Genomic DNA, 21012 nt, shown 5'->3' on the forward strand with positions numbered 1-21012 from the left:
TAAGAGTTAAGAGTTAAGAGTTAAGAGTTAAAAAGTTAAGCATATAAATTTTCAATGGTAATACTTAAAGCCGAAAATATTAGCAAACAATACCGACTAGGATTAGTAGGTACAGGGACTATCAGTCACGATTTGAATCGATGGTGGGCTGGTATTAGAGGCAAGGAAGATCCGTATTTAAAAGTAGGTGCCGTTAATGATCGGAGTACCAAAGCGGATAGTGCTTATGTTTGGGCTCTAAAAGAAATTAATTTTGAAGTACAACAAGGAGAAGTCCTTGGTATTATTGGAAAAAATGGAGCAGGTAAAAGTACTTTGTTAAAAATACTAAGCCGAGTTACTATCCCTACGACAGGCGAAATAAAAACTAAAGGCCGCATAGCAAGTTTATTAGAAGTTGGCACTGGATTTCACCCCGAGTTAACTGGACGAGAAAATATTTACCTGAATGGAGCTATTTTAGGCATGACCAAAGCCGAGATAAAAGTAAAAGAACAAGAGATAATTGAGTTTTCTGGCTGTGAACGTTATGTAGATACACCAGTTAAACGTTATTCTTCTGGTATGCGTGTGCGTTTAGCTTTTGCTGTGGCCGCTTTTTTAGAGCCTGATATTTTGGTGATTGATGAGGTTTTGGCTGTAGGTGATGCTGAGTTTCAAAAAAAAGCCATAGGTAAAATGCAGGATATTTCTAAAGGAGATGGTAGAACTGTTTTGTTTGTAAGCCATAATATGGCGGCCGTAAAGAGTTTGTGTACGCGTGCTATTGTGTTAGAAAATGGTACATCCGTTTTTGAAGGAGGAACCGATGACGCTGTTAGTTTTTATTTGAATTTAGGGAATACAAAAGGCGGTGAAACTTTACGCTACTTTAAAGAAGAAGATTTTGAAAAACAATCTTTTTTTATAGAATCTGTGGGATTGAAAGGGGAGCATAAAAATTATAATGATCCTCTTACAAGAGAAGATGATTTGATTATAAATCTAACTTTAATTAATCATTCTTTAGAAGCTTTAGTTGTTGTCTTTCGTTTTAAAGACGATGATGGTAACATTATATTTGTTACAAATTCTAAAGATGCTCAAATGAATTTAGAAAAAGAGGGAAAACAATTGTTAGCCATGCTTTTGCCATGTTTCTTTTTTAATGAAGGGAACTTCAGTATAGATTTTATGATTACAAATGGGAAAAAACAATTGTTTTTTGAACCCGACTGTGTTCAGTTTACGATGCTTCAGGAAGCTAAAGAATTAGGACAATGGATGGGGAAGACCAAAGGGCCTTTAAAACCGAAATTTGACTGGTTTAATTCATAAAGAGAATTAGAAATGCTTAAGAAAAAGAATAAAATTTTTTGTGTCTCTTTTCAAAGAACAGGTACAACTTCTGTAGGTCAGTTTTTTAAAGATTTTGGATATAAAGTCGCTAGTTACGATCAAAAGAGAAGTTTTAAATGGTCAGCAAAGCGGTTTTTAGGAGATTTTGAAAGTATATTTAAGTCTAAAGATTTTAAAAATCATCAAGTTTTTGAAGATAACCCCTGGTGGGAAGAAGACTTTTATAAAGTGCTTTATCATAGATTTCCCAATGCTAAATTTATCCTTTTTACTCGAGATGCAGATAAGTGGTTTGACTCTATGTTAAGTCATTCCAAAGGTAAAAGTTTAGGTAATACCTTTAGACATTGTAATAACTATAATAGAGTAGAAGAATTTTATAGGACGTTTCCAAATCTAGATTATTATAAAACTATTCTTAAAAATGATAACCTTTTAGATATTAATGAGGTGCATAGAGCACATTACACTAATATATATAATCTCAGAAATAAAGAGATTGTAGACTTTTTTAATGCTATTAGTCCAAATTCTTTATTTACGGCTCAGCTTGAAGATGCTGATAAATGGAAAAGGTTAGGTGATTTTTTTAATATCGAATTGCCTAATGATTATCAGGTACATGCAAATAAATCAAAGTAAATGATTAACGTTACCAAAACATTTTTACCAGTACAAGGCGAATACCAAGCCATTTTAAAAAAAGCATGGGATACGGGTTGGATGACTAACAGAGGAGTGTTGGTAAAGGAGTTGGAATCAAAATTACAATCCTATCTAGACACTCCAAATATCATTGCCATGACTAATGGTACTTTGCCTTTACAAATAGCTATAAAGGCATTAGGGCTACAAGGTGAGATCATAACCACACCTTTTAGTTATGTTGCAACAACTGGTAGTATCGTCTGGGAAGGTTGTATACCTATATTTGTAGATATAAATCCAGAGTATTTAACTATTGATGAAACTAAGATCGAAGCTGCCATTACATCTAAAACTACAGCAATTTTGGCGACTCATGTCTTTGGGAATCCATGCAACGTAGAAGCAATTGATACGCTAGCAAAAAAATATGACTTAAAAGTTATTTATGACGCAGCGCATTGTTTTGGTGTCACTTATAAAGGAGAATCTATTTTTAACTATGGAGATGTCAGTACTTGTAGTTTCCATGCTACTAAGTTGTTTCATACTGGAGAAGGTGGAGCATTGTTTTGTAAGGCAGATTATTATGATATTATGTATTCTCATCATAATTTTGGGCATGATGGTCCTGATGTTTTTAAGGGTTTAGGTATTAATGCAAAAATGAGTGAACCCCAAGCGGCAATGGGTTTAGCCGTATTGCCATATATTGATACTATTATTGAATCGAGAAAAGCATCTGTCAACTTTTATATCACAGAATTAAATGATTTAAATATGCATTTAATTAAAATTAGAGAAAACACAAATTGGAACTATGCTTATTTTCCAATATTATTTGAAACTGAAGATCAATTACTAATTATAAAAAAGGAATTAAAAAATAATAATATTAATACTAGACGTTATTTTTTTCCATCTTTAAATACATTAAATTATGTTAAAGGTGATTTTATGCCAATATCGGAATCAATTAGTACACGAGTACTTTGCTTACCTCTATTTGTTGGCTTAAAACAAAATGAAATTAGTAGTATTGTAAATATTATAAAAGAAAATTTATGAGTATTGGTAAATTCTATATTTTAGGTAACCCAAGATCGGGAACTAGTTTATTAAGATTGTTACTTAATAGTCATTCTTTAATAACAGTACCGCCAGAATGTGGTTTTTTTTTATGGTTAGCACCTAAATATATTAACTGGGATGAATCTAACTTGAACTCTAAGAATATTCAAGAATTTATTGAGGATGTACAGGCGTCCAAAAAATTTGAAACGTGGAATTTATCTAATCAAATTCTAGAAGAAATTATTAAAAGAAATAAACCAAAAAATTATAATGAGCTATCTCTTTGTGTTTATTTAAGTTATGCCTTTCATAGTAATAAAATGCCTAAGTATGTAGGCGACAAAAATAATTATTATATAAATTATCTTCATAAATTAGATGATTTATCACCTGATGCTCTTGTAGTACATTTAGTGCGTGATGGTCGAGATGTCGTTAATTCCTACAGAGAAATTAGTAACGTTTCTGATACTTATAAATACAAGCCAAATTTACCTTTTTCGATTCCTGATATTGCTAAAGAATGGCAAAAAAATAATTTAAACATTTTTAATTTTTATAAGGATAAAAGCAATTATTTAATTGTGCGATATGAAGATTTGTTAGAAAGACCCGATGTTGTTTTGACAGAACTATTAAAGAAGTTAAGTTTAAGTTTTGAATCTAAAATGTTAGACTTTTATAAAGAAAATGCTTTAAAACAAATTGAACCAAAGGAAACCCTGGCATGGAAGTTAAAAACTTTAAAGCCTCTGGACAAGAGTAATATAGGTGTTTATAAAGAGAAATTAATGATTTCAGAAATCGAAGAATTTAACTCTATTGCTCATCAATCTTTAAAGCTGTTCGGTTATGATGCTTAGTGTAAGGTTACAATGTTTTAATCATGCAAATTATTTAGAGCAAGCTTTAAAAAGCATAATAGCTCAAAAAACAAATTTCCCATTCGAAGTGGTTATAGGAGATGATTTTTCGAAAGATAATTCAATAGAAGTTATAGAAAGAACTATCAAAGGACACACGAACCCTAATATTACATTTTGTTTATTAAAACGTGAAGTAGGTGATTTATATAGTATTTATAGAGAAAAAAATGGACGTCTTGAAAATTTTGTGGATATAATTCACCATTGCCAAGGAAAATATATCGCTTTACTAGATGGCGATGACTATTGGACAGATCCTTTAAAATTACAGAAGCAAGTAGATTTTTTAGAACAAAACAACAATTTTTCAGGAGTCGCTAGTAATTCGCTAGTAAAGTATGAAGGTTCCACCAAAGAACATTTGTTTAGGAAAAAACTTAAGTCTGAGTTACAAACGAATGACTTGCTGGAATCAAGACATTTTCATACAGCAACGTTTCTATTTAGAAAAACAGCGTTTAGAAATGATTTCCCAAAAAAAGTGTTATCAGCAGATAGAACTTTATTTTTATTAGTGTCTTGTTTTGGTTCTATTAAGCTATTAGACGATGTTACTGCCGTATATAGAAAAAATGATGGTGGTATTTCTCGACAAGTCACTTCTAAGCAAATGAAATTGGATTATAATATAGCTAAATATATTAAAACGTATAATACAGATTTTAACATTTATAGATTAAAAAGTTTTATTTCTAAAACTGTATTAGAGTATTCTTTTAAAATTTATTTTGTTGACTTTATTAAAGCTTCTATATATATTACTTATTTTAATATTAAAGAAAGAAGAGGTGTAAAAGGAAAAACTAAATCACTAAAGCAAAGTTTAAAATTGATTAAAAAAAATTATATAAAAATAGGATGATGCTTAAGCTATATTTTGATTTAAATATTAAAAGTTAAAAAATGGATAATGATTAAAACATATATCATCATCGTCACCTACAACGGCATGCAATGGCTAGAAAAGTGCTTAAAAAGTTGTGCTAACTATCCCGTTATTATAGTAGATAATGCTTCTACAGATGAAACCGTTTCTTTTATTGAAACCAATTATCCTAATGTGGTCTTATTTAAACAAGCTGAAAATTTAGGATTTGGTCAAGCTAATAATTTGGGTATTCGCTATGCCTTAGATCAAGGTGCTGAACATGTTTTTTTATTGAACCAAGATGCTTATTTAGTGGATGCTGTGCTAGATAATTTAGTAGCTTATCAAAAAGGGCATCGAGACTATGGGGTTTTAAGCCCTATTCATATTACTCGTGATATGAAAAAAATGGATAGGCTCTTTAATAATTATATGCGTAAAGAAAAATCAGGAATGTTTTATTCTGATTTTGTATTAGGTAATAAGTTAGCTTCAGTATATGAGGTGCCCTTTGTGAATGCGGCATCTTGGTTGGTGTCTCGGAAATGTATTGAAATAGTTGGCGGTTTTGATCCCTTATTTTTTCATTATGGTGAAGATGATAATTATTGTCAGCGTGTGCAGTATCATGGCTTTAAAATAGGTGTTTTACCAAGAGAATATGTTATTCATGATCGGGAAGAGCGAAAATCAACTAAACCAAAATTATTTAGTCCTGAATATTATCGAAATATTGAGAAGATGTATAAAGTAGAGTTTGCTAATATTAACATTGATAATAAATTAGATTCTCAAGTTTATAAACTTAGAATATTGATTTTAAAGTTTCTATTCCAACTGAAATTTGCAAATGCAAATAGTATTAAATACGAGTTGTTTATTTTAAATAGAATTAAATCTTTAATTATTAAAAGTAGGGATATTAATACTACCCAAGGGGAACATTATTTATAAATAAAGTTATGGATTATCAAACTTAGGGTTTATAGTTTAGATTATTTTAGTTCTTTCTAATTATTCTTCTACAAGATAGGTTTTTACTTAAGTATTTCAATTTGTTTTTTTCTTTCCTTTTTATTTTGACTTCGTATATTAGCCTTTTATAATATAAAATGTTAGAAAAAGAACCGTTAGTGTCCATTATTATTCCCACGTTTAATCGTGCTCATTTAATTGGGGAAACTTTAGATTCTGTTTTAGCTCAAACTTACCTCAATTGGGAATGTATTGTTGTGGATGACGGAAGTACAGATAGTACCGACCAGCTCATGGCCACGTATGTTGCAAAAGATTCCCGATTTCAATATTACCACCGTCCAGATGACCGCTTGCCTGGTGGTAATGCCGCTCGTAATTATGGGTTTGAACTCAGTATAGGAGAGTATGTTAATTGGTTTGATAGTGATGATTTGATGCATCCTAAAAAACTTGAAAAGCAGGTAGACAGCCTTAAAGGAAATGATTATATTTTATCAGTATGCCAAACTTTGGTTTTTCAAGGGGTGAAAGAAAATATTTTAGGACTTAGAAGTGACAAAATCTATACAGAAAATGCGCTATCGGATTTTATAACCGCTAAGATTCAATTTCTCACGCAAGCACCATTAATAAGAAAATCTTTTCTAGTCGAAAAAAAATTAATTTTTGATGAAGAGTTAAAAGCTGCGCAGGAATGGGAATTTATATGTCGTCTTCTTTACTTTTCAACTAATTACATATCAATTGATGTTCCGTTAGTATATTATCGGAAAAATCAGAAAAGTATAAGTTACGGGAATATTCCTTTGAGGAATTATCATTATTATTTGGCAAGAGTGAAATTTTATTACTTTTTGAAAGGTTTGCCACATAAGGAACAATCATTTTTGCTAAAACATTTATTTAATTACATATTGAGTAAGTATTTGAATTTTTTGAGGAGTATGAATGTGAAATTTGCGTTATCTATTTTTACAAATTTTATAGTGTTCAATACGAGTTTGTTGCATAGTCTATCCATAGCATTGCTTTCTCCAATTACGATGTTCACAGGGAAAACTTTTTTTGTAAAAAGTAAACTTAATAAGAAATAAGGATATGTTCAGGTCTGGATTGTTGATTATTATAATTATTTCACTGTATAAAGTTTTCGGTTTTTGGGACCTAAAACATTTTACTATAAATACCAAAATCTGATATTAAATGAATTTGTAGAACTTCGTTTTTTAAATGAAAAAATATTGAGAAGACAGGAATATAATTTTAACTCTAAATTATTTTTAATTACTAACAAGCTTGTGTGTGTTAAAGAATTTTTAACTTTAAAACGGTTTTTATCGGATTTTAAACAAGTAAAAGGGAGAGCTAATGTGAAACATCATAAACGAATATTCTTTAATACTTTTTGGTTAAATTATTTTGAATTAAAGCAGAATATAAATTTACCTTCTCAATTTATTAAAGAACTTAAATACGTGTTTCCGAAGCGCTATTATTATTACCTCACCAAAATTTCACAAAAGTTCTTTGGGAAGTATTATAAATTTTATATGCGACTAAAAAATAATGAAGTGTTTAAGACCTACAGATTCAGTAATATTACATGATAAATCATATCCATAAAATTATTTTTATTCATATATCTAAATGTGCGGGAACTTCTGTGGAAAAAGCTTTTGGTATAGATCATTTAGATAACACCGCGACTAATAATTCTAATTTATTTGGTTGGAATCAAAAGCACGGTTTGCATTTACAACATGCTACACCACAACAATTATTGGATTATGGTTTTGTAAGTAAACAGGAATGGGAAACTTATTATAAGTTTGTAATTGTTAGGAATCCTTATGGACGTGCAGTATCAGACTATTTTTATATGATAAAAGATTCGGGCTATATTGATAGTTTTAAGAATTATATTTTTAAAAGAGGAAAATTCAAAACTATTTTAAATGATAATAGTTGTACAAGGTATCGAGGAGATCATTTAAATAGTCAAAAAGAATATTTTTTTTTAAACGGAGAAGAAGTAACGTATGATTTGGTTATCCGTATGGAAAATATTAAAGATGGATTTGAAAAATTAAAGCAAGATTTAAAACTGACTGATGATTTTTTTGATGTACATTCAAAAAAAGGGATAAAGAAATTTAGACACTATTCTGTGTTTTATAATTTTTATAGAAAACAATTAGTTTATTAAAAATTTAAAACAGATTTTCAGTTTTTTAATTATTCTTATTGTAATAAAAAGAACTTAGTTGAAACATTAAAAGCTGTATGCCCTTCTGTTTTTTTTATTCCTTTAAAATATTGGAAGAATTACATTAAGAGCATGTTTAATAAATAAAGAATAATAGTATTTATATTGATATTTCTCTTAAGAGAAAATATTAAAATGAAGTCATAGATAAACAATAGTGAAATTGCAAAACAAACCATTAGTTTCTATAATAATTCCAAATTATAATCATGAGCGCTATTTAAAACAACGCATAGATTCTGTACTTGCGCAAACCTATGCGAATTTTGAAGTTATATTGTTAGACGATTGTTCTACAGACTGTAGCAAAACTATTTTAGATAGTTATAGAGATCATCCTAAAATAGTACATATTGTATATAACCAGGTAAATTCGGGATCTACATTTAAGCAATGGCTTAAAGGGATTGATCTCGCTAGTGGTGATTTTATATGGATTGCGGAAAGTGATGACTACGCATCACCCTTGCTTTTAGAGACATCAATGACCCGTTTTAATACCGATTATGCGCCAGATGTTGTTTTTGTTGGTACAACCAATATAGATGAATATAATAACGATATAGGCAACACTACTAGAATAGAAAGAACACATAAAAAGCTCTTAGAAAAAGACTTTAATATAGATGGTAAAGCATTTTTAAGATTTTTTATGCCAGATTATTGCATTATTAGAAATGCAAGTTCTGCGGTTTTTAAGAAAACGGTGCTTTCTCAAAAGGCAAAAGAAGTAATTTCATTTAAAACAATTGGTGATTTTTACTTTTGGGTACATTTATGTGTTGAAAATTATAAATTTACATATATCGCAGAAAAACTAAACTTTATGCGCAAGCATAAAGGTACCGTGCGTAATAATCCAGAAAAAAGCACATTTAAATTAGCAGAGTATAATCGCATACATAATTATGTTCTCCTTAAAAATTGGTTCGATTATTCTGTAGTAAATAAAATTATGACTTATAAAATAAAAAGAATGAAAAGTAAGTTATGAGAGTTTTATTAGTTTCTGGTAATTTCCATTGGTCCGAAGGTGCTATTGCTAAAGGTATAGTTAAGGCTCTACCTGACGATGATGTTTATTTTTTTTCGATTCATGAATTTAAATATAGATATCAAGAGTTTGAACGTTTGTTGCAACACGTAGATATTGTGCATTGGCTTTTTAATGTCGGCCATTTAGGAGAAAATAGAAAGATAGCATATAGACAAATATCTATTCCCAAAATAGCTACTGTACATCATGTCTGTTCTGATGAAACTTACAAAATAGAAGAAGCTTCTTTTGCAGATGTTATTCACGTTGTATCTAATGAGTGGTTAAATGACCTAAAATATCGCACGAAAACGAATACTATTAGGGCTTCATTAGGAATTATGCTCGAAGATTTTGGAGACATTGAATCAAACTTATATTCAGGAAAAGGAGCATTTAAAATAGGAATGATGGGGTCTTACCCTGGAAAAGATAATAGAAAGCGTGTCGATATTGCTATTCAAGTACTCAAAAGACTTGTAGATAATAAAATAGATGTCGAGTTAATAATTCAAGGCGGAGGTTGGGAGCTTTATTATGCGGATTTGAAAAAAGCAAATATTAATTACACCCACCATAAATTAACGGCGGACAGTGAAGCTTTAAAGTTTTTTGAGTTAATACACGTTTATTTATGTACTTCCGATTATGAAGGGGGACCTTTACCTGTTTTAGAATCTTTAGCTAGTGGTATTCCCGTGGTTTCTACTAATGTAGGTGTCGCCGCAGATGTATTAAAAAAAGGTGGCGGTATTCTGTGTGATAAAGCAGATGTTTTAGCTTTAACAGAGGCTTTGGTAGTAATGAAAGAAGATAAAAATAAGTATTTAGCTTACGCATCAGAATCGAAAAACATTGCTTCGATATATTCTTGGGAAGCTTTAGGTGCTGCATATAAAACACTTTTTAATGAAACAATTTTAAGTTGGGAAGCTATTAATTTAAAGTCTTGGGCATTTCGTACTTCAAAAATTGTGTTTGCAAATGAGCAACGAAAAAAAGAGTTGCTTTATGATAATTTGAGTCAGTCTATGCAGCTTTTAAATAGAGGTGATAAAGTAGAGGGACTTAAATTAGCAATTAGACCATTATTAAGTACGAAAATACATTTTAGGAGAAAAGCCATCTATGTTCGTAGAATTTTAAGTTTGCTTGTAAAAAAATAAGGATAAAAGATAAAAATGAAACCAAAAACGCTTTTAATCACAGGTATTCATAGATCAGGTTCAACTTGGATGGGGAAAATAATGGGGATGTCTAAAGAATTGCAATATATACACGAGCCTTTTAATATTGCAAAAAACAGTGATATGCCTTTACAATATTGGTATCAATATTTTACTTTGGACTCTGATGTAAGTGTCAGAAAGAAATTAAAGAAATATCTTAATAAGTTTCATCAAATAGATTTCATCAGGCTTTTTAAAGCATTAAAAAAAACCAAATATTTAGGGCAAGCAAAAGATGCATTTTTATATGAGTTTAAGTGCTTTCATGCTATTCCGCTATATAAAGATCCTATAGCATTGTTATTGTCAGAATGGTTTTATGAAGAATTAGATGCATATGTAATTGTGTCTATACGACATCCTGCTGCTTTTGTAGCAAGTGTTAAAGTGAAAAATTGGATATTTGATTTTAATAATTTATTAAAACAAGATCAATTAATGCAAGATTATCTTCTTGATTACAAGTTAGAAATGGAACTAGCTAATGAAAAACAAGACCTGATTGAATCGAGTATTCTAATATGGAATATTCTTTATAGTGTTGTTTTTAAGCTTCAAGAAAAATATAAAGATAATCCTAATTGGATTTTTATTAGACATGAAGATTTATCGAGAAGTCCTGAAGAAAAGTATAATCAAATTTTTAAAAAATTAAATTTGAAATTTACAACGCCAATAAAAAATGCTATTATCAATTCATCTAAGCCTCAAGAGGGTTCTTACCTTTCAAGAGATTCTAAAGAAAACATTTTTACGTGGAAGAAGAGATTAGAACCAGAAGAAATAGAAATTATAAAAAGTGGTACTAAAGAGGTTTGGAAACATTTTTATATAAAAGAAGATTGGTAATTTATGAGTTTTTTTAGGCAAAAATTTACCATAGGCTTAATATGTAGATGTAAAGACGAGTTTTTTATAGAAGAATTTGCTAAGTATTATTTAAATGAAGGAGTGGACAAGATTTTTATAATAGACGATAACTCTAGTGATAAATCTATTTATACTAACCTATTAAATAAACATAATGTAAAAGTGGTTTTTGAAAAAAATATTATTCAGAACAATTATGCAAATACTTTATATCAAGAGATTAAAAATGATTTTGATTGGATGATTTATGTGGATGTAGATGAGTTTATTTCGACAAAAAAACATGGAAACAAAACTATTCGAGAATCACTAGCAACAACCTTTAAAAACGTACATTGTATTAAAGTACCTTGGGTAATGATGAGTAGTAATGGATTAAAAAAATCACCTAAGAGCATATTAAAAGGAAATACATATCGTTGGAATCATGATTTAAAGCATGAAAATGAAATGAGTGAGCATCAAAAATTTCGTTGTCGTTATAATGAAATTGAAGTTAAGTGCATTTTTAAAACGAAATATTTTAATGCTATTTGGGATCACCATCCCAAATCGCCAACACGTAAAATAAACCTAAAAATAGTTGATAGTATAAAAAAAGAAAAAAGTAGATTGACGCCTTTTTTCTATAGTTTAAGAGAAAAAGATATTCAACAAGTTTACTTACTATGTTATCATTATAGAATTATATCAGTAGAGAATTGTATAAATAAATTAAAAGGTAACAAATGGTATATTGATAATGGTTATAATTTAGAGGATTTATTATCAACTGACTATCCGGAAGTTTTAGATGAGACTTTAGCAGATAAAGTACTTTTCAATAATTAGTTTTTTATTATTATATATTTGTTTCACCAAATTAACTATGATTATAAAAACCCGAATACTACCCAACAAGCAAGAGTTTGCAAAAATAGATGCGCCTCACGAATTATATAAAGAAGCCATCTGTATCTTCGCGGCTACGGGGTTCTTTTTAGATGGTGATACGTATTGGAAAGATACCGTTTGCTTATTGCCAGCTCATGATCATTATTTCAATGATGAGAACTTATTAGTAGACAGTAAACCTAATTTTGAATGGCATTACACTCCTAGAAATATTTCATTTGAGGAAGCTTTAAACGAGTATATAGCGTTGTTAACCGCAATAACCAAAGATCAAATTGGGGATCATCCTGTTATTTTGCCATTATCTGGAGGTCTAGATAGTAGAAGTCAAGCTTTAATTCTAAAAGATGTAAAAAATCCTGTACATGCCTATAGTTATGCTTTTCCGGGCGGTTACCCAGAGCATAAAATAAGCAAGCAGATTGCTAACGTTTGTAATTTTACATTTGAAGCATTTAAAATACCTAAAGGCTATTTATGGAATTGTATTGACGATTTAGCCCAATTAAACCGCTGTTATTCTGAATTTACACATTCTAGGCAGATGGGAGTTTTAGAAGAACTTAAGAAAATGAAAGGTGTTTTTTCATTAGGGCATTGGGGAGATGTGCTTTTTGATCGTGGTGCGCCTGAGGGTACTAAAGAGGAAGACGTAACCAAGTTACTGCTAAAAAAAATGCTAAAACCTGGAGGTTTGGAGTTCGCAGAAGCGCTTTGGAAATCATGGAATCTAGAAGGAGAATTTAAGCCTTATTTAGTATCTAGAATAGAAAAATCTTTAGCCAAAATAAAAATTGAAAATATTAGCGCTAGAGTTAGAGCTTTTAAAACCTCACAATGGGCACATCGGTGGACAACAACGAATTTATGTGTTTTTGAATCTGTACATCCTATATCTATGCCTTATTATGATAATAGAATGTGTGAGTTTATTTGTACCATACCAGAGGTCTATTTAGCCGATAGACGTTTACAGATTGCTCACATTAAACAAAATGAAAAATTAGCTAATATTACATGGCATGCGAATAAGCCATTTAATATAAATAATTTCCATTACAACAAAAGTCCCTACAATATACCATATAGGATAGTTAATAAATTGAAACGAGAATTTAATAGTGCTATTGGTAATCCGTATATTCAACGCAACTTTGAGTTACAATTTTTAGGAGCTGAAAATGATAATCACTTAAAAAAGTATCTCAATGATTCTTCCTTCCAAGAATTTATTCCAAAAGAAATTGTAGATGACTTTTATAATAAGTTTAAAATGGTTGATACCGTAAACTATTCTACGCCTGTAAGTATACTGCTTACACTTTCGTTATGGCATAAACATTATTACACTAAATAAATTATGAAATTATCAGTAGTTATTCCTGTTTATAATGGTGCCAATTTTATTCAGAAATCTTATCAGTCTATTTTAAATCAAGAGTTAGAAGATTTTGAAATTCTTTATGTAGACAATAATTCGGTTGATACATCTGTTTTAGAAATAAACAAATTAGTAAATCAGGATTCAAGAGTTCAATTACTAATACAATCGAAACAAGGAGCAGCACCTGCAAGAAATTTAGGTATAGAAAATGCAAAAGGGGAATATATCTATATTTTTGATGTAGATGATGAGATTTACCCAACGGCATTACATAAAATGATTGCCGTATTAGATGCCAACCCAGACGTGGAAGCTGTGTTTGGTAAAATGGTAAAATCCTATAAAGGGATTTCAGAAACCAAAAAACCAAATGATGAGACTAATAATGTGTTATTTAAAGAGCAACCTTATTGGGGTATGTATTGGTTTGAAAATTTAAAATATGTTGTAGGACCTCCTGCATTTCTGTATAGAAAAACGATTTTTGAGCGTATTGGATCTTATAATGAAAACATAAAAAACACCGAGGACACTGCTTTTGATATAAAGCTTGGAATGACTAGTAAAGTTGCATTTTTAGACACCTATGTATACTTGTATTTTAAGCATTCTACATCAACGATAGAGATGGCGAAAAGAAAAGAAAACCTTGTTTCGTTGCATTGGACGCGGTTTTTAAAATCTCACTTACCTTTTTATTTAGAAAATGATGTACCCCTTAGGTATAAGCAATTATTATACGCTTATTTTTATAAAACTATTGGTAAACGTATATATCAAACAGATGGTTTTTTTAATAGAAATAGTTTAAGAAAAGTACTATTACAAGAAATTGCACCCATAAAATTGCCTTTACTTTTGCGTATATATCTATTTAAACTGACACTATTACCTTTCTCATTTTTACTTAAATTTTATGTTTATTACCTTGTCCCTTTTTACATGAAGAATTTTATAGAAAAACTTTAATAATGAAACGTTTGTTTTTTCTTTATAAGCACGCTTTAAAAAAACTTATTATAATAAGATTGTTTAATGGTTATGTCGCTAAAAATGAAATTATCCAAAAAGATATTGAGCAATCAATAAAAGCTAGGGGCTGCGAAGTGACTCCTAATACTTTAAAGAAAAAGTTTGAACACTTAATGGTTTATTATCCGGATTTTGCATTTATTTTCTTCTGGAGGATTAGAAAAGTAAATTACAGATGGAAAAATTGGTTTACAGCAGAAGTGCCTTGTAAGATCTTTAGAAGTACCAAAATAGCGGGAGGTATGATTTGTTATCACCCATTTGCTACCGTTATTAACGCCAAGTCTATTGGAGAAAATTTTCAATTTAGAAATGGATTAACTATAGGTAACAAAGGGAATAATAATAGTTTATTACCAACCATAGGAAATAATGTAACTGTTGGAGCAAATACTGTAATTATAGGGGAAATAACTATAGGAGATAATGTTGTTGTTGGAGCTGGCTCAGTAGTGGTGAAAGACGTGCCCTCTAACTGTGTTGTTGCTGGGAATCCTGCTAAGATTATTAATAAGTAAGTATATTTATGTCTAAAAAAATAAAAATTTTATATACAATTCCTAATTTCAATACAGCAGGAAGTGGGAAATCTGTTTATGATTTGGTAAAGAATATAGACAAAGATATTTTTGATCCTGAGATTTGTATCTTTCATAATAAAGGTGATTTTTATAATGAGGTTGAAAAACTCGATATAAAGATTCATATATTTCCATTTACTACGAGTTATAGACCTAGATTAACGTTTTTGTCTCGTGTCTTAAAAATAAGAGCGTTTTTTAAATCCAATCAATTTGACATCATTCATTCTTGGCATTGGAGCTCTGATATTTCTGAGCCATTAGCAGCTAAATTAGCAGGGATTCCTTATGTGTATACTAAAAAAGCAATGGGGTGGGCAAATAGATATTGGAGTTGGAGATCTAAATTAAGTTCAAGGATAATTGTCGTTAATGAAGATATGATTGAGCAGTATTTTTCAAAAATGTTACATAAGGTTGAGCGTTTCCCATTGGCAATTGATACTAACGTTTATAAACCTAACTCTAGTTCTTTGGATATTAATAAAGAAACATATTTTGGAAAAGACGATTTCGTTATTTTGTCTGTTGCAAATTTAGTCGCAGTAAAGGGTATAGAAGTTCTTTTTGAAGCTGTACAAAAAATGAATGATAATTCTATAAAAATACTCATAGTCGGTAATGATGAAAGTGAGTATGGAAAAGATTTAAAATCGAGGTATGCGGGTAATACGAATTTTGTATTTGTTGGAAAGCAGTTAGAAATAAGACCTTATTTGAATTTGGCAGATTTATTTGTAATACCAACTAAAGATGAAGGTAGAAGAGAGGGAATACCAAATGCACCTTTAGAGGCTATGGCTACTAATTGTGTTGTATTGGGTTCTAATGTGTCGGGTGTGAAGGATATACTTAGAGAGTTTCCTGATTGTTTATTTGAAGCTAGTAATGTGGATGTCCTAGCAAAAAAAATTGATTATGTAAAACGGATGGATGTTAGTGATAGAAAAGAGTTAGGAGAAAATATGCGGGCACAAGTTGTAAAAGAGTTTTCTATACAAGACTTTATAAAAAAACATGAAAATTTATATTTAAAAATGTTTAGATAACTATTGAAGTTATATCTAACATATTAGAAGCAAAATAATACGATGCTCTTTAATTCCATTGATTTCGCAATATTCTTACCCATTGTATTTATACTTTATTGGTATGTAACCAAGCGTTCCCTTTCTTTACAAAATCTTTTAATTGTAGGAGCAAGCTATTTGTTTTATGCCTGGTGGGATTATCGGTTTTTAGGATTAATAATATTGAGTACAGTTGTAGATTATTTAGTTGCTAATGAAATCAAAAAAACGAAACATAAAAAATCAAGAAAAATACTGCTCTTAGTTAGTCTAATATTTAATTTAGGTGTGTTAGCCTTTTTTAAATATTTCAATTTTTTTATTGAAAGTTGGGTAGAGGCTTGGCAATTTTTTGGTGTTACAATGCAGACGAGTACACTAAGTATTATTTTGCCTGTTGGTATTTCATTTTATACATTTCAAACCTTGAGTTATACTATAGATGTTTATAAAGCGAAAATTGAACCTACTTCTAATTTTATTCAGTTTGCCGCTTTTGTATCCTTTTTTCCGCAGTTAGTAGCTGGACCTATTGAACGGGCTTCTCATTTATTACCTCAGTTTAATAAAAAACGTGTGTTTAATAGCGAGTTCGCTATTAGTGGATTTTATTTAATTATTTGGGGACTTTTTAAAAAGGTCGTTGTAGCAGATAATTGTGCATTTTTTGTTAATCAGATTTTCGATGGAGCAACAAGTTACAGCTCTATGGAACTGTTTTTAGGAGCCGTATTGTTTGCCTTTCAAATTTATGGTGATTTCTCTGGGTATTCAGATATAGCTATTGGTGTGTCAAGATTGTTTGGGTTTTCATTGATGACCAATTTTTCTTTTCCCTATTTTTCAAGAGATATAGCAGAGTTTTGGAGACGCTGGCATATTTCCTTGTCTACTTGGTTTCGTGATTACCTTTATATACCTCTAGGTGGTTCTCTAGGTACTGATTGGCATCGTATAAGAAATGTCTTTATAGTATTTTTAGTTAGCGGGTTTTGGCACGGAGCGAATTGGACTTTTATTATTTGGGGTGCGATTCATGCCATACTCTTTTTACCGTTATTATTGTTAAAATCTAACCGAAAACATCTAGAATTCACGAAAATTAGATTGCAACAGATTCCTATGCTTATAGTAACTTTTACATTGGTGACATTTGCTTGGATTTTCTTTAGAGCAGATACGGTGAGTATAGCATATCAGTTTATTATAGATATATTTAGTTTTAAAGGAAGCTCGGTCTCTGTATTTATTAAAAGTTCTAAAATGATATTGTTTAGTTATGTTATTGTATTAAGTATCCTTACCTTGCTCTTGTTTGAATTCTTGTCTGTTCAAGACAATAAGAAAGAGGTCACTTTGAACAGGTATTCAGCAATTTTTATTGCGCTACTTATCTGTTTTATGGGAGTGTTTAAAAATCCATCTGATTTTATTTATTTTCAATTTTAAATATGCGTTTGTTTTTAAAAAGAATAGGATTTGTGTTACTGCTTTTTTTTAGCATTTCGATGTGTGTAGCAGTGGGAAGTTTATGGTCTTTACGGCAATCGTCATTTTATAAACCTTCTTTTTTAGTTAATTCTGTTCAAGACAAAGAGTTTGATTATATCATATTAGGATCTAGTACAGGATTAACAACGCTTAATACTCAGGTTATAGATTCTGTTTTGGATATTGATGGTATCAATTTATCTATGGATAATACCGCTTTATCTAGCCAATACTTAATGTTACAACACTTTTTAGCACAAGGAAAAAAAACAAAGTATTGTGTTTTAGCACCGAGCGCTGTTAGTTTTGATGCTAAAAATAAAGATATAAGTGATAACGATTATCGTTTTTTGCCATACGCTTCTGTAGACTATATACATCGATATTATTCATCCTTTTCTAGCCAACCAACACAGTTGCTTTCATATTCTAAATGGTTTCCTGTTTTAGGTGTTTCTTATTTTAACACGGAACTTTTTTATCCCTCTATATTCTCGTTTTTTCAGCCTGAAAAGAGAAATAGATTTGATGCTAAAGGCAATTATACATATCCTTTAAAAAACAATGAAGATATTGCTATTACAACATTTAAAGCATTACCTGTATTTTTTGAAAATAAATTTGTAAAAAAAATAAACGACTTATGTGTAAAGAATAAGATACAGTTAATTTGTTATTTCTCACCAATTAAAGGACGTCAAGTCATTGCTGAGTCTGCAAATTATACCATAATTAACCATAGTGATTTGTTGACGAATAATGCTCTTTTTTATGACGTTATACACGTTAATACTAAAGGGAGACAAGTTGCTAGTGAATCTTTTGCTAGAAATTTGAAGAGTTTATGGAAGTAATAGGAATACTTAGTTAATGAAAGATCAATTAAAAATAGCAATTTACTCAGGTGATATACCTAGCACTACGTTTATAGAACGGCTTATTATAGGGTTGTCTCGTAAAGATTGTGAGATTTATCTTTTTGGGTTTACTAAGAAAAAAATATCTTATTCTAAATCTGTTTCTGTTTTTGCGTATAAAAATACAAAAATTAGTAAAACTTTATTTTTAATAAAATACAGTTTGTTGTTGTTACTCTTTAAAGGTAAAGACAAAAGAAAACTAGATGCTATTTTAAGAAAACAATCTAAAAACCTCTTATTAGATAGGGTGAAATGTTATCCTGTATTATGGCATAGGCCAGATGTTTTTCATGTGCAATGGGCTAAAGGTTTAGCAGATTGGGTTTGGGTTAAAGCCTTTGGTATTAAATTAGTACTAAGCTTGCGAGGCGCTCATATTAATTACTCACCTATTGCAGATGCTACTTTAGCTTCAATGTATAAAGAAAATTTCCCAAGGGTAGATGCTTTTCATGCTGTGTCTATAGCGATTGGTTTAGAAGCTGAAAAATATAATGCATCAAGAGAAAAAATTCAGGTAGTTTATAGTGGTTTGCGACCAGACCAGATGAGTGTGAAATTACCTAAGGAGAATCCTGTTTTCCAAATTATTTCTATAGGTAGACCGCATTGGAAAAAAGGTTATACATATGCTATAGATGCTTTAAAAATACTTAAAAGTCAGGGTTTTAAATTTCATTATACAATTATTGGTGGTGCAAACCACATTGAGTTTTCTTATCAAGTACATGATTTGAAGTTAGAAAATGAAGTCACGTTATTAGATACATTGCCTTATGCCAAAGTCCAAGAATTAATGGTTGATGCAGATTTACTTTTATTACCAAGCATCGAAGAAGGTATTGCGAATGTTGTTTTAGAAGCTATGCAGAACAGAACATTAGTGCTTACTACGGATTGTGGTGGTATGAAAGAGGTGATTGAAGACGGATACAATGGTTTTATTGTTCCTATTCGTGATTCTGATGCTATTGCAAAAAAAATTATAGACATCATGAATACTCCAAGTGAATTAAAAAATAAGCTAGTAAATAATGCGTTAAATACTATTCAATCCCAGCATACAGAACAACAAATGGTTGGTAATATGTTGGCGTTATATGAAACTCTATAAGATGGCCAAAACTGATACACATTCGCAGACTATTGGTATTGTATTATCATCAGTACCTGGCTATTCCGAAACTTTTTTTAGAAATAAAATTAAAGGTTTACAGGAACATGGTTTTCGGGTTATTTTATTTGTGGATTATATAAATCCAGATGATGCTTCTTTTTCTTGTAAAGTAGTAAGTGCACCTCATTTTAGTGCAAATATTTTATCTGCTATTTGGAGTCGTTTTTTTGCTTTATTGAAATTGATTTTTATACATCCGAAAAGGACTTATAATTTATTTCAATTAAATAAAAAGGATGGTTTAGTTTTTAAGGAAAATATGAGATGTCTTATTCTTAACCATTTTTTTCTAGACTATTCTATCGATTGGTTGCATTTTGGTTTTGGCATGCTTGCCGTTAAAAGAGAAAACATTGCTGAAGCTATGGGATCGAAAATGGCTGTTAGTTTTAGAGGTTTTGATCTCTATTTATCTCCCTTAAAACATCATGGATGTTATGATGTTTTATTTAAAAAAGCTATTGACTATCATGTGTTATCCCAAGAAATGAAACAAGATTTAATAAGTCAAAATATTGCTTCTAAACATATACATGTTATTACACCTGCCATTGATACAGAATTCTTCACTTCTCATAAGAAAAGGGTTTTTACAGATACGTTAGAATTAATAACGGTCGCTAGATTACATTGGAAAAAAGGATTAGAGTATACTTTTGAAGCTTTAGCTGATCTAAAACAGCAAGGTGTAGATTTTCATTACACCATTATTGGAGATGGTATAGAACGAGAGCGCTTAGTATTTGCAGCATACCAACTAGATATTCTAGATAATATAACTTTTGCAGGGAAATTACCTCACGATCAAGTACAAAAAACATTAGAAAAAGCATCGATTTATTTACAATACAGTATACAAGAAGGGTTTTGTAACGCCGTTCTAGAAGCCCAATCTATGGGATTGTTATGTATCGTGTCTGATGCTGAAGGCTTGGGAGAGAATGTTTTAGATGGTAAGACAGGTTGGGTAGTTCCTAAACGACAGCCAAAAGTTTTGGCTCAAAAAATAAATGATGTACACCATTTAAGTATTGATGAAAAAGAGAAGATTATTACAACAGCAAAATATCGGGTAAAAAGCATATTTAATCTAGAGCAACAAAATCAAGCGTTTATAAATTTCTATGAAAATAAGAGAAAATGACCCCTTTTATAAAAACCCAATGCTTTTTTCATTCTTTATCTTTATTATTGTAGCTGAAAGATATAGCACAACATACTCTATAAGGTAAT

Annotated in this window: 20 protein-coding genes; all 20 read left to right on the top strand. The window is 30.2% G+C overall.

The features are described from left to right. The first annotated feature begins 54 nt into the window (after positions 1-54). The 20 genes from H0I32_RS13355 (at position 55) to H0I32_RS13450 (ending at position 20923) form a co-directional block, all read left to right on the top strand. Positions 55-1317 (top strand): ABC transporter ATP-binding protein, encoded by a 1263-nt coding sequence (locus H0I32_RS13355; RefSeq protein WP_179314603.1) that lies wholly within the window; start codon positions 55-57, stop codon positions 1315-1317. 12 nt (positions 1318-1329) lie between these two features. Next, positions 1330-1980: a sulfotransferase gene (locus H0I32_RS13360; protein WP_179314602.1), complete on the top strand. Its 651-nt coding sequence runs from the start codon at positions 1330-1332 to the stop codon at positions 1978-1980. Beyond that, complete coding sequence (locus H0I32_RS13365; protein WP_179314601.1) at positions 1981-3051, top strand: DegT/DnrJ/EryC1/StrS family aminotransferase; 1071 nt, start codon at positions 1981-1983, stop codon at positions 3049-3051. It begins immediately after the preceding gene. Then, positions 3048-3920: a sulfotransferase family protein gene (locus H0I32_RS13370; protein ID WP_179314600.1), complete on the top strand. Its 873-nt coding sequence runs from the start codon at positions 3048-3050 to the stop codon at positions 3918-3920. The genes H0I32_RS13365 and H0I32_RS13370 overlap by 4 nt, the downstream gene beginning before the upstream one ends. Then, positions 3910-4845 (top strand): glycosyltransferase, encoded by a 936-nt coding sequence (locus tag H0I32_RS13375; protein ID WP_179314599.1) that lies wholly within the window; start codon positions 3910-3912, stop codon positions 4843-4845. The genes H0I32_RS13370 and H0I32_RS13375 overlap by 11 nt, the downstream gene beginning before the upstream one ends. 48 nt (positions 4846-4893) lie before the next feature. Beyond that, on the top strand, positions 4894-5805 hold the full coding sequence (locus H0I32_RS13380) for a glycosyltransferase family 2 protein (RefSeq protein ID WP_179314598.1): 912 nt from the start codon (positions 4894-4896) through the stop codon (positions 5803-5805). A gap of 158 nt (positions 5806-5963) precedes the next feature. Beyond that, entirely contained in the window at positions 5964-6923 is a 960-nt protein-coding gene (locus H0I32_RS13385; RefSeq protein ID WP_179314597.1) for a glycosyltransferase family 2 protein, read from the top strand. 509 nt (positions 6924-7432) lie between these two features. Further along, positions 7433-8035 carry a sulfotransferase family 2 domain-containing protein gene (locus H0I32_RS13390; RefSeq protein WP_179314596.1) on the top strand — a complete coding sequence of 201 codons (603 nt, stop codon included), beginning with the start codon at positions 7433-7435 and terminating at the stop codon, positions 8033-8035. Positions 8036-8258: 223 nt separating this feature from the next. Further along, positions 8259-9089, top strand: coding sequence for a glycosyltransferase family 2 protein (locus H0I32_RS13395; RefSeq protein ID WP_179314595.1), 831 nt, complete (start codon positions 8259-8261; stop codon positions 9087-9089). After that, positions 9086-10297, top strand: a complete 1212-nt coding sequence (locus tag H0I32_RS13400; protein ID WP_179314594.1) for a glycosyltransferase family 4 protein — start codon at positions 9086-9088, stop codon at positions 10295-10297. The genes H0I32_RS13395 and H0I32_RS13400 overlap by 4 nt, the downstream gene beginning before the upstream one ends. Before the next feature lie 15 nt (positions 10298-10312). Beyond that, positions 10313-11209, top strand: a complete 897-nt coding sequence (locus H0I32_RS13405) for a sulfotransferase (RefSeq protein WP_179314593.1) — start codon at positions 10313-10315, stop codon at positions 11207-11209. A gap of 3 nt (positions 11210-11212) precedes the next feature. After that, complete coding sequence (locus H0I32_RS13410) at positions 11213-12061, top strand: glycosyltransferase family 2 protein (protein WP_179314592.1); 849 nt, start codon at positions 11213-11215, stop codon at positions 12059-12061. 37 nt (positions 12062-12098) lie between these two features. After that, positions 12099-13481 carry an asparagine synthase-related protein gene (locus H0I32_RS13415; protein ID WP_179314591.1) on the top strand — a complete coding sequence of 461 codons (1383 nt, stop codon included), beginning with the start codon at positions 12099-12101 and terminating at the stop codon, positions 13479-13481. A gap of 3 nt (positions 13482-13484) precedes the next feature. Next, a complete protein-coding gene (locus H0I32_RS13420; RefSeq protein ID WP_179314590.1) occupies positions 13485-14477 on the top strand; it encodes a glycosyltransferase family 2 protein in 993 nt (330 codons plus the stop codon). Between the two features lie 2 nt (positions 14478-14479). After that, the gene (locus H0I32_RS13425; RefSeq protein WP_218747076.1) at positions 14480-15058 is read left to right on the top strand and encodes a DapH/DapD/GlmU-related protein; all 579 of its coding nucleotides are present in this window, start codon (positions 14480-14482) and stop codon (positions 15056-15058) included. 8 nt (positions 15059-15066) lie between these two features. Further along, complete coding sequence (locus H0I32_RS13430; RefSeq protein ID WP_179314589.1) at positions 15067-16170, top strand: glycosyltransferase; 1104 nt, start codon at positions 15067-15069, stop codon at positions 16168-16170. Between the two features lie 42 nt (positions 16171-16212). Then, positions 16213-17640: an MBOAT family O-acyltransferase gene (locus H0I32_RS13435; protein WP_179314588.1), complete on the top strand. Its 1428-nt coding sequence runs from the start codon at positions 16213-16215 to the stop codon at positions 17638-17640. A 59-nt stretch (positions 17641-17699) separates the two neighbouring features. After that, positions 17700-18536, top strand: coding sequence for a hypothetical protein (locus H0I32_RS13440; protein WP_179314587.1), 837 nt, complete (start codon positions 17700-17702; stop codon positions 18534-18536). A 16-nt stretch (positions 18537-18552) separates the two neighbouring features. Beyond that, on the top strand, positions 18553-19716 hold the full coding sequence (locus H0I32_RS13445) for a glycosyltransferase family 4 protein (RefSeq protein ID WP_179314586.1): 1164 nt from the start codon (positions 18553-18555) through the stop codon (positions 19714-19716). A gap of 1 nt (position 19717) precedes the next feature. After that, entirely contained in the window at positions 19718-20923 is a 1206-nt protein-coding gene (locus H0I32_RS13450) for a glycosyltransferase family 4 protein (protein WP_179314585.1), read from the top strand. The last annotated feature ends 89 nt before the right edge of the window (positions 20924-21012 follow it).

Origin of the sequence: Winogradskyella sp. HaHa_3_26 (assembly GCF_019278425.1) — a bacterium.
Lineage (GTDB): Bacteria > Bacteroidota > Bacteroidia > Flavobacteriales > Flavobacteriaceae > Winogradskyella > Winogradskyella undariae.